The organism is Streptomyces vietnamensis (assembly GCF_000830005.1).
Lineage (GTDB): Bacteria > Actinomycetota > Actinomycetes > Streptomycetales > Streptomycetaceae > Streptomyces > Streptomyces vietnamensis.
The window spans coordinates 3,454,734-3,471,211 of the sequence record NZ_CP010407.1; the positions used below are offsets into that span (position 1 = coordinate 3,454,734).

The 16,478-nt window shown below is 70.3% G+C and carries 8 protein-coding genes; 2 read left to right on the forward strand and 6 right to left on the reverse strand.

Features of this window, described 5'->3' with window-relative positions; all coding sequences use genetic code 11:
* Positions 1-9: 9 nt before the first annotated feature.
* From SVTN_RS15275 to SVTN_RS15300, 6 genes are all read right to left on the reverse strand, one after another.
* Positions 10-10,653, reverse strand: a complete 10,644-nt coding sequence (locus SVTN_RS15275; protein WP_245727547.1) for a LamG-like jellyroll fold domain-containing protein — start codon at positions 10,651-10,653, stop codon at positions 10-12.
* A 259-nt stretch (positions 10,654-10,912) separates the two neighbouring features.
* Positions 10,913-11,533, reverse strand: a complete 621-nt coding sequence (locus SVTN_RS15280) for a type 1 periplasmic-binding domain-containing protein (protein WP_041129599.1) — start codon at positions 11,531-11,533, stop codon at positions 10,913-10,915.
* A complete protein-coding gene (locus tag SVTN_RS15285; protein ID WP_159026455.1) occupies positions 11,530-11,886 on the reverse strand; it encodes a hypothetical protein in 357 nt (118 codons plus the stop codon). The genes SVTN_RS15280 and SVTN_RS15285 overlap by 4 nt, the downstream gene beginning before the upstream one ends.
* Positions 11,887-12,002: 116 nt before the next feature.
* Positions 12,003-12,752 carry a hypothetical protein gene (locus SVTN_RS15290; RefSeq protein ID WP_041129600.1) on the reverse strand — a complete coding sequence of 250 codons (750 nt, stop codon included), beginning with the start codon at positions 12,750-12,752 and terminating at the stop codon, positions 12,003-12,005.
* A gap of 54 nt (positions 12,753-12,806) precedes the next feature.
* On the reverse strand, positions 12,807-13,415 hold the full coding sequence (locus SVTN_RS15295; protein WP_174518327.1) for an HNH endonuclease family protein: 609 nt from the start codon (positions 13,413-13,415) through the stop codon (positions 12,807-12,809).
* Positions 13,416-13,579: 164 nt separating this feature from the next.
* On the reverse strand, positions 13,580-14,419 hold the full coding sequence (locus tag SVTN_RS15300; RefSeq protein ID WP_052499123.1) for an SCO6745 family protein: 840 nt from the start codon (positions 14,417-14,419) through the stop codon (positions 13,580-13,582).
* A gap of 119 nt (positions 14,420-14,538) precedes the next feature.
* Here SVTN_RS15300 and SVTN_RS15305 point away from each other — a divergent pair, with 119 nt between their 5' ends.
* On the forward strand, positions 14,539-15,123 hold the full coding sequence (locus tag SVTN_RS15305; protein WP_041129602.1) for a TetR/AcrR family transcriptional regulator: 585 nt from the start codon (positions 14,539-14,541) through the stop codon (positions 15,121-15,123).
* A 73-nt stretch (positions 15,124-15,196) separates the two neighbouring features.
* The gene (locus tag SVTN_RS15310; protein ID WP_041129603.1) at positions 15,197-16,465 is read left to right on the forward strand and encodes an SGNH/GDSL hydrolase family protein; all 1,269 of its coding nucleotides are present in this window, start codon (positions 15,197-15,199) and stop codon (positions 16,463-16,465) included.
* Positions 16,466-16,478: the final 13 nt, after the last annotated feature.

Below are 16,478 nucleotides of genomic sequence, written 5' to 3' on the forward strand. Positions count from 1 at the left end.
GACTCCGCTCTAGCAGATCGAGAAACCGCCGGTATGGCCGGTCTTCGAATGGATCTTCATATTGACCAGCTGCATTCTGCCGCAATCTTGGTGATGGTTCCATGTCCACTTCCCCTTCCGGTATGCCGCGTTGATTCCGGCCGCCTTGTCCGCCGCGGCGAAGTCCTTCGCCCTGTCGCCGGTCAGAGTGATCCAGACGTCTGGCGTGGCCGGGTCCACGTGACCGGTGAAGTCCGGGAAGCCCTGGGCATCGAACGGCACGCCGGTCTTCGGGTGAGTGCCACCGGCAAGACCGGCATTCCTCGGGCCGACCGGAGTCCCGCCCGTGGCACACGTACATGCCGGGGTGTGCCCGCGTACCGAACCACCGCAGTTGTGCACGAGCACCGCGGCACTCGTGTCGACCGCGGCCAGCACGTCGGCCGACGTCACCACCGCACCCGCCACCACGAAGTACGTGTGCAGGCCCTCGATGCTCAGGTCGTACGTGACGCGCTGCGCCGTGTACGACTTGACCTCGACGATCGCCGTCGGGGCACCCTCGCCGTTCTGGAGCTTCTGGCCGACCTTGAGGTCGCCCGCCTGCGTCCAGGCGTCGTGGGTGGACTCGTAGAACTGGTGGTGCTTGGTGGTCTGGATCGTCTTCGGACCGGCCTTCGTCGCAACCGTGACGTCGACGTAGTCACGGTCGGTCTTGGTGACGATCACCTGCTTGACCTCGTGGACCTCCTTGGTCTTCTTGCCCGGCTCGGCCGTGAGGACCTTGTCGCCGGCCTTGACCTCGGAGATCTTCTTGGTCTTGCCGTCGGCCAGGAGGACCGGTGTCGCCGCCGTGAAGCTGTGCGGCGTGCCACGACTGATCGGGCAGGAGCCGCTCGGCTGGCTCGGCTTGGCGTCCGGTTCCGGAGGGGTCTTGGACTTCGGGCCACGGGCACTGCCCGCCGCGCCGAAGACTCCGCCCATCGCCGCGCCGATCGCCGTGGCCTTCGCCGCGCCGCCGACGGAGCAGCCCTCCTCGCTGTTCACACAGGAGGTGCCGTACTCGATCGCACCGCCCAGAGCACCGTCGGTCGCGCCTTCCGCCGCGCCCGAGGCGATCCGGCCGAGCGCGCCGGAGGCGAGCTTGCCGACCGCGTTGGCCGCGAACCGGCCTCCGACGCCGCCGACCGCGCCGGTCAGGGCGCCGACGCCGACCGCGAGGGCGAAGCCGCCCAGCGTCTTCGGGCCGTCGCTCATCGCGTAGCCGACCGCGTTGCCCGCCGCGCCCGCGAGGGCCGCGCAGCCGATCGCGCCCGCACCGGCCGTGAGCGCGGTGCAACCCGCGAAGACGGCGATGCCGACGGCGACCGAGGCGATCGTCGAGGCGTGCTGCTTGACGAAGTTGGCTGTCGCCTTCGCCGCCTTCTTGACGGCCCTGCCGACCTTCTTGGCCGCCTTGACCACCTTGTGGGCGACGTTCTTGACCGCCTTGGCGACCTTCCGCACGGCCTGCTTGACGTGCTTGACGACCTTGTGGACGGCGCGTTTCACCCGGTGATACGTCCTCTTGACGTATCTCTTGACCTTTCTGACGCTGTCGGCGACGTAGTGGACCGCCCTGCGGACAGCCCGCTTCGCCCGGTGCACCACCTTCTTCACGGCCCGCTTGACGGCCTTCGCCGCCCGCTTGACGACCTTCGCGGCCTTCTTGACCGTGGCCTTCGTCTTCTTCCAGGCGGACTTGACCGTCTTGGTGACCTTCTTGGTCACCTTCTTGATGGCCTTCTTCGCCCACTCGAACCAGTGGCCCGTCGGGTCGACGCCGGTCATCGGGTTGCCGTTGGCGTACGCGTAGCGGTTGGCCCCGATGGAGTCCGGGATGCCGCTGTTGCTCACCGTGTCACGGCTGTTGAACTGACCGGTCTGCGGCGAGTACCAACGCGCGGCCATGTTGACCTTGGCCGTCTCCGGGTCGGTCCAGCCCGACTGGTAGCCGAGCGCACCGACCATGCCACTGGTCTGGAGGACCTTGCCGAAGGGGCTGTACGTCGTCGAGCCGGTGAGCGCCTCGCCCGTCGCGGTGAACTGCGCCACCACGTCGTCGTGCACGTCCGTGAAGGCCAGGACCGACGAGATCGCCGTCTTGACGCCGACGAGCGAGCCGTCCGCGTTGCGACTGTAGGACGTCACACCGTCCGAGGCGACGTCGTTGTCGTCGCCGCTGTACTGGAAGGTGTGGATGGCGGTACCGGTCTCGTCCTTGGCTTCGAGGACACGGTCCAGGCCGTCGTAGGTGTAGCTGCGATCGCCCTCCTGCATCACGCGGTTGAAGGCGTCCGCCTTCATCTGGGTGGTCCGGCCGCCCTCGTCCGTCACCGAGCTCAGCGTGCCGCGCGCGGTGTAGACGTAGGAGTTGTGGCCGTCCGAGGTGAGACGGTTCCTGGCGTCGTACGTGTACGTGTCGCCGCCCACGCGGGTCCGGTTGCCGGACGCGTCGTAGCCGTAGGCCTCCGTCGTCGTCCCGTCGTTCCAGGACGTCAGGCGGTTGGCCCAGTCGTACGTGTACGTGTTGGCCTTGGCACCCGCGACACCGGTCGTCGTCTTCGACGTCTCGTTGTCGTTGGCGTCGTAGCCGTAGGTGACGGACGCCAGGTCCTTGCCCGTCGGCGAGGTCAGCTTGTCGCTGGTGAGTCGCTGCAGGGCGTCGTAGCCGAAGCTGCGCTTCGACTTGCCGGTGCCGTAGTCGATCGACGTGATGTCGTTGTTCTGGTTGTAGGCGTACGTGGCCGTCGTGCCGGTCGCACCGTCGTTGACGGTCTTGAGCCGGCCGGCGGTGTCGTAGCCGTACGTCGACGTGCCCGAGGCGTCCGTCCGCGAGGTCATCGCCCCGTCCGCGTTGTACGCGAAGGACGAGGCGCCTGAGGGGCCGGAAGCGGAGAGCAGCAGACCGCGGTCGTCGTAGGTGAAGGTGTTCTTGTCGACACCGGCACCCGCGACGGCCGTGATCCGGTCGTCCGCGTCGTAGTCGTAGGTGTGGTCGACCGTGGCGGCCTCCGCACCCGTTCCCGACTGCTTCACGAGACGGCTCTTCGCGTCGTATTCGTAGGAGACGGTCACGCCACCCGGCGAGCGCATCTCCTTCGGACGCCCGCCCTGGTCGTAGACCGCGGTGAACGTGCGGTCCGCGAGGTCGGGATGCGTCGGCGTCGACGGCTCGATCGTGGACTCCGGCAGACCCCAGGTGTTGTAGGTGGTGATGAAGGGGTTGCCACGGCCGTCCGTGAAGCGGGTCAGGTTGCCGCCCACGTCGTAGCCGTACGTCGTCGTGATCGACTCCGTCGCGGAGACCGGCTCGACCAGCTTCGTGACGAGGCCCGACGAGTCGTACGTGAAGGTCTTCGCGTGACCCCGGTAGTCCGTCAGCGTGAGCGGGTTGCCGGCCCGGTCGTACGTGGAGCTGCTCGACCGCAGCACCGCGCCCGTCGCGTCCAGGTCCTCGATCTTGGTCAGCTGCCCGAAGCCGTCGTACGTGTTCCGGGTGCTGGTGCCGTCCGGGTCGGTGGCCTTGAGGACCTGACCGTCCATGTCGTACGTGAACTTCGAGACGTTGCCCGCCCCGTCCGTGGTCTCGATGACCTCGCCCACGGAGTTGTACTTGTACGACTGGGTCACACCGGTCGCGGAGACCGTCCGGGACAGCTCGCCGCCCGGAGCGTCGTACTCGTTGATGTCGGTGTACGCCCGCTGGGTCGGCTGGCGCACGATGTCCGTGCTGGTGACCGGCCGTCCCAGGTAGTCCCAGGTGCTCTCCTCACGGGCGCCGTTCGGCCGGGTGGCCGAGAGCTGGTCGCCGTTGGTGTCGTAGGTGTACTTGGTGGTGCCGCCGCCGGGCTCCGTGACCGAGGCCAGGTCGCCGAGCTGCGTGTACGAGTACGTGGTGCGGTTGCCGAGCGGGTCGACCTCCGCGGTCACCTGGCCGAGCTTGTTGTACTCGTTGTACGAGGTCGCCTTGATCGGGGTCGTGGCCCCGGGCGCCAGGTAGTCGGGCGAGGTCGTCGAGGACTCCTGGCCCTCGCCGTCGTACGCCGTGATCTCGACGTTTCCGAGCGGGTCCGAGGACTCGGTCGGCTCGCCGAAGGTGTTGTACCCGGTCATGGAGACGGGACGGAGCGCCTCGGGGGCGGCGCCGTTCTTCTCCGCGTTGACGACCGGTTCGGTGACCGAGGTCTGCTGGCCGGACTCGTCGTAGCCGTAGTCCGTGGTGTTGCCGTTGGCGTCCGTCATGGACGTCGGCAGACCGCGCTGGTCCAGGTCCCACGAGGCGGTGCGGACCGTGCTGCCCGCGGCCGGCAGGGTGCCGCCCTTGAGGGCGGTGATCTGCGCCGGGGTGAGGGCCTCCTGGTAGACCTGGATGTCGTCCAGAGCGCCCTTGTGGTACTCGCCGTAGGCGTTGCTCGCCCTGCGGCGGCCGATCTGGAGCGGACCGGTCCCCTCCCACGGCGTGGTGTACGCGGTCTCCTGGGCCAGGGTTCCGTTGACGTACAGCCGGATCTTGGCCGCCTCCTGGTCGTACACGCCGACCAGGTGGGTCCAGGTCCCGGCCGTCACCGCGGCGGTGCCGGAGGTGGCCCGGGCCAGGACGGGACCGGACATGTCCGCCGACGTACGGTTGAACGTCCAGCCGTAGGCGGTGGAGTAGTACAGCTGGAAGGTGCTGCCGACCGTGCCGTCCTGCGCCAGGAAGGAGTGGTTGGCGGTGGTGTCGTCCAGACGCACCCACGTGGCGACCGTGAAGCTGCCCGCCGTGTTCACGACCGGCCCCGTCGTCTGGGCGTACGAGTTGGCGTCACCGTCGAAGACGGCGCTGCCGCCCCGGTCGGTGTTCCAGTGCATGCCCGTGCCGTGCGTGCCGGTGCTGTTGCCGCCGGAGGAGTCCGCCAGGCCGTAGCCCGTCGTCTCGTCCAGCTTGTAGCGCGCGACCGGGGCCGTCGTCCCGTCGTGGACGGTGTTGCCGGTGACGTTGCCGAGCCCGTCGTAGCGGGTGTCGGTCGTCGAGACGTCGCCCGTGGTGGGGTCCGTCTCCGTCTCCGTGACCACGTTGTCGTCCGGGTCGTACGAGACCTTCGTCGAGCGGGCGAAGCCGTTCGGGTCCTCGGTCGACGTCGTCGTGCGGTCGGCCGCGTCCACCGTGAAGGTGGAGCGCTTCTGGCCGTCGTCGGTGATCTGCTCGATCAGGTTGCCGGCGGCGTCGTACGTGTTCGCCTGCTCCGTGAACTGCTTGCCGGTCTGCGGGTCCTTGCGGACCACGGTCGCCGACAGGCCGTCGTCGGTGTAGGTGTACGCCGTCACCCAGCCCATCGCGTCGGTGACGGACGCGAGGCGGCCGGCGGGGTCGTACGCCCGGGACTCCTGGACCAGGGTGGTCGCGGGAGACGGGTTGAACGGGTCGCCGGTGTAGTTCAGCAGGTTCGTCGTCAGCGGGCGCTGCTCGCCGTCGAAGGTGTAGGTGTTGACGTTCCCGGCCGGGTCGGTCTCCTTCACCTTGTTGCCGTAGACGTCGTACTCGAACGACGTGGTGTCGCCGCCCGGGTCCGTCCTGGTGATCATCTGGTTGTTGGCGTCGTACGTCATCGACGTCACGCGCGCCGCGTCACCGCCGGTGAGGTCGGAGACGGTCTGCGACAGGATGTTGCCGTCCGGGTCGAAGGCCGTGGTGGTCTTCGCCTGGTGCTTGGCGCCGGTGATCCGGTTGGTGGTCGGCGGCGTCGTCTCGGTGGTGACCTGGTCGTTCTTGTCGTAGGTCTGGCTGGTGACCAGGCCCGCGGGGAACGCGTCGGAGATCTCCGTCTTCGACACCTGGCGGCCGAGGTTGTCGTACGTGTACTTCACCTTGGCGCCGTTGGCGTCGGTGATCTCGGCGAGGTCACCGTTGGAGAAGTAGGAGTACGAGGTCTTGCGGCCACCGGCCGTCGTCACCGTGGCGACGAGACCCGCCGGGGTGACGGCCGTGCCGCCCTCCGCCGCCGGGGTGGTGGCGGTGGTGTACGTCGTCGTGGCCGTGCGGCCGTTGGGGAACCCGGCGACCGGCGGGGTCGTGACCGAGAGCAGCTGGCCGTTGGTGTCGTAGGCGTAGCTGGTCTTGTACGTGTCGTCCGTGGGGCCCGAGGAACGGCCGTCGCGCTCGGTGAGCACGAGGTCGTTGCGCAGGTCCATGGGCGGGAACGCGGTGGTCGCGTCCGGGTAGAAGGTCGAGTACTCCGTGGAGCACTTGTTGGCGGCGGTGTCCTGGCAGGTGGTCTGGGAGACCGTGTTGCCGCGGATGTCGTGGCCGCTGATCGACCGGTTGCCGTTGGCGTCCGTGATGGTGTGCAGGAAGCCGGCGGTGTCGTACCCGTAGGTGGTGCGGTTGCCGTTGGTGTCGACGGCGGCGAGGAGGCGGTTGCCCATCTCGGCGTCGTAGACGTAGGTCAGCGTCTTGTCGGTCGGGTCGGTCAGCTTGACCGTGCGGACCGGGGCGATGCCGGAGCTCGCCTTGTACGCCGACCAGTGCTGGGCGACCTCGTCCTCGGTCAGGCCGTCCTGGTAGACGGCGACCTCGGCGATCGAGCCGGTGAAGTACGAGACGTCACCGGGCGAGCTGTACCACTTGCTGAAACCGGCGCCGATGAAGGTGCGGGACGTGGTCTGGTCGTTCGGCGCACCCGTGCAGGACTGCTGCTTGGCGCCGTCGAGGTACAGCGTCTGCGTGGTGCCGGACGCCGAAAGCACCGCGTGGTGCCAGGCGTTGTCCGTCACGGACGCCGTCGAACCGATGACCGCGTTGCCGTTGCAGGTGCTGCTCCACCAGTGGCCGCGCAGCTTGCCGTCCGCGCCCACGTACAGCAGGTCGCTCCACGAGCCCGCGGTGCCGCCCGCGTTGTTCGGCGCGAGGCTCTGGTCGCTCATGATCACGCCGGGCTTGGCGGTCTTGAACCACAGCTCGACCGAGCGGTCCGGCTTGGCGTGCAGCGGCCCGTACGGCAGCTCCACCCAGGAGCTGGTGCCGTTGAACGACACCGCGGTGTTGTCGCCTGTGCCGAACGGCCCGGCCACGCCCTGCGTGGCGGTGTTGTACGTGCCGAAGCCGGTGTGCAGCTCGTTCGCGGCCTGGGCCGCGCCGCCGGTGTCACCGAGGCGCCAGTAGCCGCCGGGGGCGGAGCCCATGACGGCCGAGCGGTAGACCTGCGAGGAGCCGGTGATGGTCGCCGGGTTCAGCTTCCACGTGCCGCCGTTGGCGTCGGTCGCCTGGAGGACCAGGTCGTCCGTGGTGCCGTAGACGACGGAGGACTCGACCTTGCCGTTCGGCGTGGTGATCTTCTGGAGCAGTCCGGCGGACCGCTTCGCGGCCTGGTACTGCGCCGTGATCACGTCCGCGGTGAGCGGCTCGGTGTAGATCGCGGTCTCGGCCATCTGGCCGGCGAAGTGACCGAGCTGGTCGGTCGCGTTCATCGCGGGCCAGCCGTCGGTGTTCACACCCGCGCCGAGCGTGATGTACGGGGTGTTCCAGTCCTTGATCTGGCCGGCCTTGCTGCCCTGCGACACACCGTCGAGGTACAGCGTCTGGGTGTTGCCCGCGCCTGTCAGGACGGCCTGGTGCCACTGTCCGTCGTTGACGGAGGCCGTGGAGGTCAGGGTCGTCATGCACAGGCCGGTGGCCAGGCAGCCGCGCAGCTTGCCGTCGGTGCCCACGTACAGCGCGGGGGTGTTGTAGGTGGTGTTCGCGACCGGGTTCGGGTCGCTCAGCGGCTTGTCGCCGTAGTAGAAGAGGACTCCGCCGGCCTGCGTGGTCTTGAACCAGGTCGAGAGCGTCGTGTACGAGGGCGTCGCGCCGGGGGCGCTGGGCATCTCGACGTACGACGTCGTGCCGTTGAAGGTGGCGGTCTTCTGCGTGGAGCCGGCGAGCAGCGAGGCGGAGCCCAGCGTCACGTTCCGGTAGAGGCCGTTGTACTTGCCCTGGTTGGCGTCGACGGCGTCCTTGGAGACGGTCTGCCCGGCCGCCTCGCCCAGGCGCCAGTACGCGTACGGGTCGGCGTCCAGGACCGTGGTGCGGTGGTGGTTGCCGGTCGCGTACGTGTACGTGGTGCACTTCGACCAGTCGGCGGGCGGGCAGACGCTGGTGAGCTGGTCGCCCGTGTAGCCGTACTTCCAGGTCTGCGCGGTGCTGGCGTCGCCCACGGTGGACGGGTCGGTGGCGACGGTGTCCACGTGCGGGACGGTCGCTCCGGCCGGCGTCGCCCAGGCGATCGTCAGGTTCCGCTTGGACGTGGTGTTGCTGATCTTCGTGAGCTGCTTGGAGGCGTTGTACGTGAACGTCTCGGCGCGGCCCGCGTAGTCGGTGATCGACGAGACGGCGTAGACGCCGGTCTTCGCGGTCGGCTGCGTGAACGCGTAGGCCGTGAAGTCCTTGTCGGTCAGCTTGTAGCCGACGGGGGCGGTGGTGACCGCCTCCAGGCGGGCGTAGCGGCCCAGCGGCGGCTGGAAGGTGCCGTTGCCGTTGCGGCCGAAGGCGACCTGCTCACCACCCGGATAGGTGATGACGACGCTGGTGACGGCGCCGGAGCTGTCCTTGACCTCGGCGGCCTTCATGTCGACGACCGTCGACCAGCCGGCGCCGAAGGCGCTGTCGACCCGCGGGTCGAGGCTGTTGTAGGCGCGCTCGATCTCCAGGGACGGGCCGATGACCGGCACGTCGGCGTCGGTGTCGTCCGTCGTGTAGTTGCCGTCGGACGGGTCGAAGTCGTGGCCGTCGGTGTTCATCGCCAGGCCCGAGGTGACGGGCGGCTGCGGCACCGTGGTGGAGAAGCGGCTGGCCGAGTACATCACCGAGTCGTAGCCGTCGGTGACGCTCACGTACCAGTTGTAGTTCTTCGACCAGGTGAGTTTGCCGGCCGGCACCTTCCAGGAGCGCTCGGCGATGACGCCGGAGGTCGCGACGGGGGTGTCGGGGTTCTCGGAGTCGTACACCTCGAAGGAGTACGACAGCGCCTCGGGCCAGGCGTCGGCGTCGCTCGCGTAGACGAGCAGCTCCGGCTGGAGGGTGTGCGCCTGGAAGTTCTCCGGCGGATACTGGGCGTTGACCTGCGGCTTGGTGTTCGCCGTGTACGTCAGGTCGAGCGCCGGGCGGAAACCGGCCGTGGCCGAGTTGTCCGAGTGGAACTTCTTCCAGTGGAGCATGTCGCCGGTCGGCGCGGTCAGCGCGAGACCGTAGTTCGCCCCGCCGGTGGCGACCTGGGTGAACCAGGACGTCGACAGGGAGACCGGCATCTTCACGCCGACGGTGGTGGCGCCGGTGTCGTTGGTGCACGAGGCCCCGGGCGCGGGCGTGGCGGTGCCGATGGCGGCGCCGTACGTGGGACCGGGGTAGGCGACCGTGGACGGGGTCCAGGACTGCGTGACCGGGTGGACCGAGAAGTCCTCGGGCGTGCAGGTCGAGGACCACAGCGCGTACACGTTGAGGGTCGCGGCGGACACCCGCTGGCCCTTCAGCGTCGTGCCGAGCGAGGAGAACTGCAGGAACGAGTTCGCCTTGTTGGTGCCCGAGTCGTACGAGCCGACCTTGATCATCGTCTCGGTGGAGTGGTCGCCACCGATGGTGTTCTGGACGTACGTCGAGTTCGACGAGGTCACCGTCGGGTCGATGCTGACCGGGTAGACCCGCTCGGGGTCGTCCAGCCAGGCGCGGTCGGCGGTCATCCGCAGGGCCGGCTCGCCGTCGACGGTCGTCAGCTCGTAGCTGACGTCCCGCGACTGGGCGGCGTCGCCGGAGCGCCGGTCGACCTTCGAGTCCTCCATGTACGCGTGCGGGATGGTCGCGGTGACCTCGCCCGACGCGTCCGTGAACTCGACGTCGCCGTCGGCCGCGATCCGCGGGGTCAGGCCCTTGACGTCGAGGGGGAAGACCCAGGAGTTGGCGGCCTGCGGGGAGCGCAGGACGACGTACTCCTTGAAGCCCTCGGCGAGGGGGACGAGGCGCACGTCGGTGTCAGGCAGGACGTCCGCGTAGGTCAGCGTGCCGTCGGCGGCCGTGGTGGGCTCGGACTTGGCGGCGCCGCGCAGCGCGTAGGCCAGGGACCGGCCGGAGCCGAAGTCCACGGAGGCCAGCTGCCGGTCGGCGGCGGTCGGCGCGAACTCGACGTCGAGGGAGTTGGCGGTCTGCTGGAGACGGCCGTCCTTGTCCTCGGTCAGGCTCGTGTCGATCGGCTTCCAGGTGCCGTCGGACGCCTTGAAGTTCGCCCGGCCGGTGTAGTGGCGGACGGTCGTCGAACCGTCGGCGTTGACGAAGTAGTCCGAGGTCTCCGTGGACTTCTTCGCGTCACGCCTGCTGGTGCGCGGGTCGAAGCTGTTCTTGCCGCCCGGCGCCTTGCCGGTGGTGACGTCGGCGGGGTCGTCGGTCTCGCGCGCGAAGGGGGGCAGTTCGCCCTTGCCCTTGCCCGGCTTGCGACCGGCCTCGCCCTCGTTGCTGGTGGACGCCGCGGAGGCCTTGTGGCTCTTGCCGCGGGCGGTGCCGCCCCGCTGGTCGGGGGTGTCGAGCGGATTGTGCTGCAGCCAGTTCCACATACCCGAGAGGGAGAGCTCGGGCATCTTCACCGGTTCGAGCGTGACGCCCGCGGCGACCGCCGATTCGGTAGAAACCATGAGGAACATGGAGATGAGGACGAAAAGAGCCGTAGCCCTCCACCTGTGCCTGCCGGTGCGACCCGGTGGCTGTGGTCGAGGGCTACGGACCCGGCGTATATGCATGGGTCAGCCTTTACTTACGCGCTACTTACAAAGCCTCGCGAGACTGCCTCATGACCGGTCACCAGCTCCATGCAGGGTCCCGGTTTTTACTCTTGCTTTGCTGAACGGAAGGAACCCTTCCGCGCTTGTCCGATTCCGCCTGATTCGGCGTCGCTCAGCCGTCGGCCGCGAGCCGCTTCACCGTCGCCGTGACGTCGTCCTTCAGGGACGCCCCGGGCGCCACCCGGGTCAGGTTGTCGCGGGCGGGACCGTCGCCCGCGCCGACCGTCACGAACCGGACCTCCGGATGCTTCGCCGCCGCCGCCTCGGCGGCCTTCGCCTGCGGCGCACCCGAGGCGACGACGATCTCGCAGTCCCGCTGCACCAGGCCGTTGAGGAACGGGCGGGCGTTCGCCACCGACTGCTCCCCCGTCACCGGCACGAACGTCACCCGGATCCGCTTGTCCAGGGACGCGGCCTGCATCCCCTCCCAGACCGGGGCCGCCGGCGCGCCCGTCACGATGCCCTTGTCGTCGGTGAGCAGACAGGCGTCGTAGTCCTTGTAGGAGCGGGCCCGGGTGTCGGGCGGGGTGCCCGAGTCGTCCCCGCCCGCGAACAGCCGGACGCCGAGGAGACCGAGGGCGATGACCAGGACGGACCCCAGGGCCCAGCCGGCCCGGCCGCGCAGGGCCCCCGCCGTCGCGGCGAGCACGCCGCGGACGTCGAGGCCGGACTCGGCCGCCTCCTTCTTGGCCGCTTCGCGCTCGGCGAGGCGCCAGGTACGACGGGTCTTCATCGAGAGGCCCCCTTGGCGTCCTTCGCGTCCTTCGCGGTGAGGCAGTGCACCGCCGCGCCCACGGTGGAGGTCGCGAGCAGGACCACGTCGAGGAGGTACGGGGCGCCGTGGGTCTCCACCGGGGTCAGGGCGATCTGGAAGCACCACCCGACGGAGACCGCCGTGAACAGCAGCACGGCCAGCCAGTCGCCGCGCGTCCCCCGGCGCAGGGCGAGGACCAGCGAGGGCACGAGACCGAGGACCCCGAGGCTCAGCAGCGGCACGGCGGCGAGCACCGTCCGGACCCACAGGACCGGCAACCCGGTTCGGCGCGGAGGTTCCGCGCCCTTCTCCAAGGAAACGGCCTGGTTCACGATCGGGGACCTCTCACGGATGTGCGCACGCGGACTTCGCACGCGCGTACTGCAGGGAACGCCGTACGGTACATCTCCCCCCGGGAAGATCACCCCCGGGGTCCCCGACGGCACCGTCAGACGATGCGGTGCCGGACCCACACGTTGGGCTCGACGTAGACCGCGTAGCCGCGCGTGGCCTCGCAGTGCACCGGGACCAGGGCGCCCTTCACCTCGACCGGGCCGTCCGTGTCGAAGGGCAGGCCGGTCCACTCCCGCCACTGCTCGAGAGAGCCGGAGACCGTCATCGAGGCCGGGGCGACCGCCTCGATCACGCCGCCCGCGCGCACGTGGACGCGGAGCCACGGGTCGTGCGGCAGGCCGTCGGCCTCACGGGTGCGGAAGGCGTACTCGTGGATGGAGGCCTCGGCCTCCAGGTGCTTGCCGTTGGGCCGGACCGGGGCGACCAACTCGGCGAAGCCGCGCTTGCCGGCGTTCTCCCGCATGGCGGCGAGCATCGTGTGCGAGATGCCCTTGCCGAGGTGGTCGAGGTGGACGGTGATCTCGATCGCGCTCACGGTGTCGGTCTCCCGGCCGTGCCGCAGGTCGGAGAAGGCCCAGTTGAGGACCTCGTCCCAGCCGCGGGCGGGCAGCGCGCGCCGACCGTCGACGTCGAGCGCGAAGGGCACGCTGAAGCCACGGGCGACGACCGCGTTCTCGGCGTCGGTGGCGACGAGCACGTATTCCGGGAACTCCCGGACGATCCGGCCCATGTTGGCCCAGCCGACCGGGTCGTACATCATGAACTCGGGCCACAGGTCCTTCATGGACCACATCGCCCCTTCGAGCTCGGGTCGTTCGGCGAGGGTGGTGACGTTCAGGTCCATGCGGGCAGGTTAAAGATCGTTCACCCGACCGCTCAAACGTTTTTCCGCCGGGTACTACGGCAGCTTCTGCTGCGGGCAGGTGTGGAGGACCCGCTTCATCGCGTCCCGCTCCCCCGCCGTCACCCACACCCCGTACTTCTTCTTCACCGCGATCTGCCGGGCCACGTACGTGCAGCGGTAGGCGCTGTTCGGCGGCAGCCAGGTCGCGGCGTCGCCGTCGGACTTGCGGCGGTTGGTGGCGGCGTCGACGGCGAGGAGGTTGAGCGGGTCGTTGGCGAAGCGGCGCCGGGTCTCGCCGTCCCACTTCTGCGCCCCCTTCTGCCAGGCGTCGGAGAGCGCGACGACATGGTCGATGTCGACCTGGGAGCGGCCCCTGACGTAGCGGACGGTGGTGCCGGTGTACGGGTCGTCGGTGAGCGTGCCGGAGGCGACCTTGCAGTGACCGTCCGTGAACCGGACGCCGGTCAGGTCGCGCTTGAGGATGTCGTCGCGGGTCCCGCAGCCGTTCTTGTCGACGTCCACCCAGGAGCGGCCGAACTTCTCCCGCGCGTAGCCGGTCTTCGGGGCCCGGCCCTTGACGGTGAGCGTGTCCACGGCGGCGAGCGCCGTACCCGGCGCGGCGGGCGTCCCGCCCGTTCCGCCCGACGAGCAGGCGCCGGCCATGAGGACGGTGGTGACGGCGAGGGCCGCGGGCAGGAGCGTTCGACGTGTCAGCACCCTGGGATCCTAGGCCGCGACACACCGGACCCTTCGGATCTTTGGTCCCGAATCGGACGGACCGAAGGGCCCGGGATGGACGGATCGAAGGGCCCGGGATCGAGGCGGCGTCAGATCTTGCCGATGCCGAGCGTGTTCTCGGAGGGCAGCAGGCCCGAGCCGATGATGGTGAGCCAGGGGCCGCCGAGGAGGTCGGCGAGGCGGGTGGTGGCCTCCGGGCCGAGGGCGGTCCAGGGACCGGCGGCCAGTTCGTCCGTGCGGCGCTCCACCTCCGCGCGCAGGGCGTGGCCCTCGGCCGTGGCGGCGCCGTCTGTAGCCAGGAGGCCCCGGGCCGTCAGGCGTTCGCGGGCGGCGGCCCATGCGTCCTCGCTCCAGCCCCTGCTCTCGAAGACCGGTTCCGGTGCGGCGCCGACGGCCGCGAAGGAGACGAGCGACTCGGCCGGGTCGAGGCCTGCGGCGATCAGGGCGGCGATGTGGCCGTCGCCCCGGTGCTCGCGCAGGATCGTCGCCGCCTGCCAGAGGACGAGGTGCGGGGCCTCGGGCCAGGGCAGCTCGGCGTGGGCGGCGGCGAGCGGGCGGCCTTCGAGGCCGGCCGACCCGGCGGCGCGGCGGGCGAGGTCGGCCGCCTCGGCGAGCTCCGGGCTGCCGAGCGTCTCGTCGCCGAGGAGGCGCCGGTAGATCCGGTCGACGGCGCGGAGCCGGGCGGCGAGCACGTCGGCGGGGGTGGCGACCTCCCAGGCGGCGGGGACGTGCCGGGCGACCTTCTCGGGGCTGAAGCCGTAGAAGGCGGAGGCGACCCGGACCGGTCCGACGGGGCCGAGGGCGGCGGCGCGCCACGCGAAGTAGGAGGGCCAGCGGTCGGCGGTCTCGTAGCCGAGGGCGGCGGCCTCGTCGAAGGCCTCGGGGGCGTAGTAGAGCACGGAGTGCAGGGGTTCGAGCAGGTGCCACATCTGACGTACGCGAGCGGTGTCCACGGTGTCCTCCCGGCCTCATTCACATCTTGTCAGTGACAAGATTGCACCCCGGCGCGGGAACTTGTCAATGACTAGATGGCGGCTAGGCTGCTGCCATGACCACGAGCCGGAGCACCTACCACCACGGCGACCTGCGGCAGGCGATCCTCGCCGCCGCGCTCGACGTGATCGCCGCCGAGGGCCCCGGGGGGCTGAGCCTGCGCGACCTCGCCCGCCGCGCGGGCGTCTCGCACGCCGCCCCCGCCCACCACTTCAAGGACCGCACGGGCCTGCTCACGGCCATCGCCACCGAGGGGTACGAGCTCCTCGCCGCGACCCTCGCCGACACCCCCGAGCTACGCGAACGCGGGGTGCGGTACGTCCGGTTCGCCGTCGCGCACCCGGCGCACTTCCAGGTCATGTTCCAGCCCGACCTACACCGCGCCGACGACCCGGAGCTGCTCGCCGCGAAGGAGCGGGCCGCCGCCGAGCTCCGCGCGGGCGTCACCGCGCTCCCCGCCGGCACCGACGCCCCCCGCGACACCGGCGTCGCCGCCTGGTCCCTGGCCCACGGCTTCGCGACCCTGCTGCTCACCCACAACCTCGACGCGCCGCTCGGCGGCCGAGACCCGGGCGAGGTGTTCCGCGGACTGACCGGACTGCTCAGTTCCGCTCAACTCGGCGACGGAGCAGGGGAATAGCCAGAGTCGATCAAGACTTGTCCCTGGTCGTGCGCACAGGAGAAGCCACCGCACACGACAACGGGGAGAACACATGAAGACCACCAGCACCCTCCGGCGCGCAGGCATCGCCCTGCTCGCCGCGACCACCCTCACCGCGCTCCCCACCACCGGCGCCACGGCCGCACCGGTGCGCGGCGGCGACACCGGCTGGCACGGCGCCTGGGCCGCGTCCCCGCAGGCGGCGACCGCGCCCTTCGCCCCCAACTGGTCCACGGCCGGCTTCGACGACCAGACCGTCCGCCAGACCGTGCGGGTCACCACCGGCGGCACCCGGGCCCGCATCGAGCTGACGAACCGTTACGGCAACACCCCGCTGAGGATCACCGGAGCGACCGTCGCCCGCACCGCCGAGGCCGGCGCCGTGCGGCCCGGTTCGGTCCGCGCGCTCACCTTCGGCGGGCGCGGCTCCGTCACGATCCCGGCCGGCGGAACCCTGCTGAGCGACGGCGTGCCGTTCCGCACCGGCGCCCTGGAGTCGGTCACCGTCACCCTCTACCTGGCGGGCCCGACCGGCCCCGCCACCTTCCACCACTTCGCCGGCGCCACCAGCTACCGGGCTGCCGGCGACCACCGCGCCGACGTGGCCGGTACGGCGTTCACCGAGACCGACTCGTCCTGGTACTACCTCTCCGGCGTCGAGGTCTCCGGCGGCCCGCACTCCGCCCGCCGCGACGGCATCGTCACCTTCGGCGACTCCATCACCGACGGCGTGGGCGCCACCCCGAACGCCGACAACCGCTACCCCGACGAGCTCGCCGAGCGCCTCGCCGCGGCCGGCTCCCCGCGGGCCGTCCTCAACCACGGCATCGGCGGCAACCAGGTCACCAACGACGTGACCTGGGCCGGCGAGAAGGGCATCGCCCGCTTCAAGCAGGACGTGCTCACGGAGCAGGGCGTCGGGACCGTCATCCTCCTCGAAGGCATCAACGACATCGGCGGCAGCGGCCCCGCGTTCCCCGGCGGCCCGACCCCCGAGGTCTCCGTCGAGCGCCTCATCGAGGGTCACCGCACCCTGATCCGCCAGGCGCACGCCCGCGGCATCAAGGTGATCGGCGCGACGCTGACCCCGATCAAGGGCTCCTTCTACTTCACCCCCGAGAACGAGGCCAAGCGCGAGGCGTTCAACACGTGGGTGCGCACGTCCGGCGCGTACGACGAGGTCGTCGACTTCGACCGCGCCGTCGCCGACCCGGCCGACCCGGACCGCATCCTCCCCGCGTACGACTCCGGCGACCACCTCCACCCGGGCGACGCGGGCTACCGCGCGATGGCCGAGGCCCTGGACCTCGACGAGTTGTAGGAGCCGTGGGGCG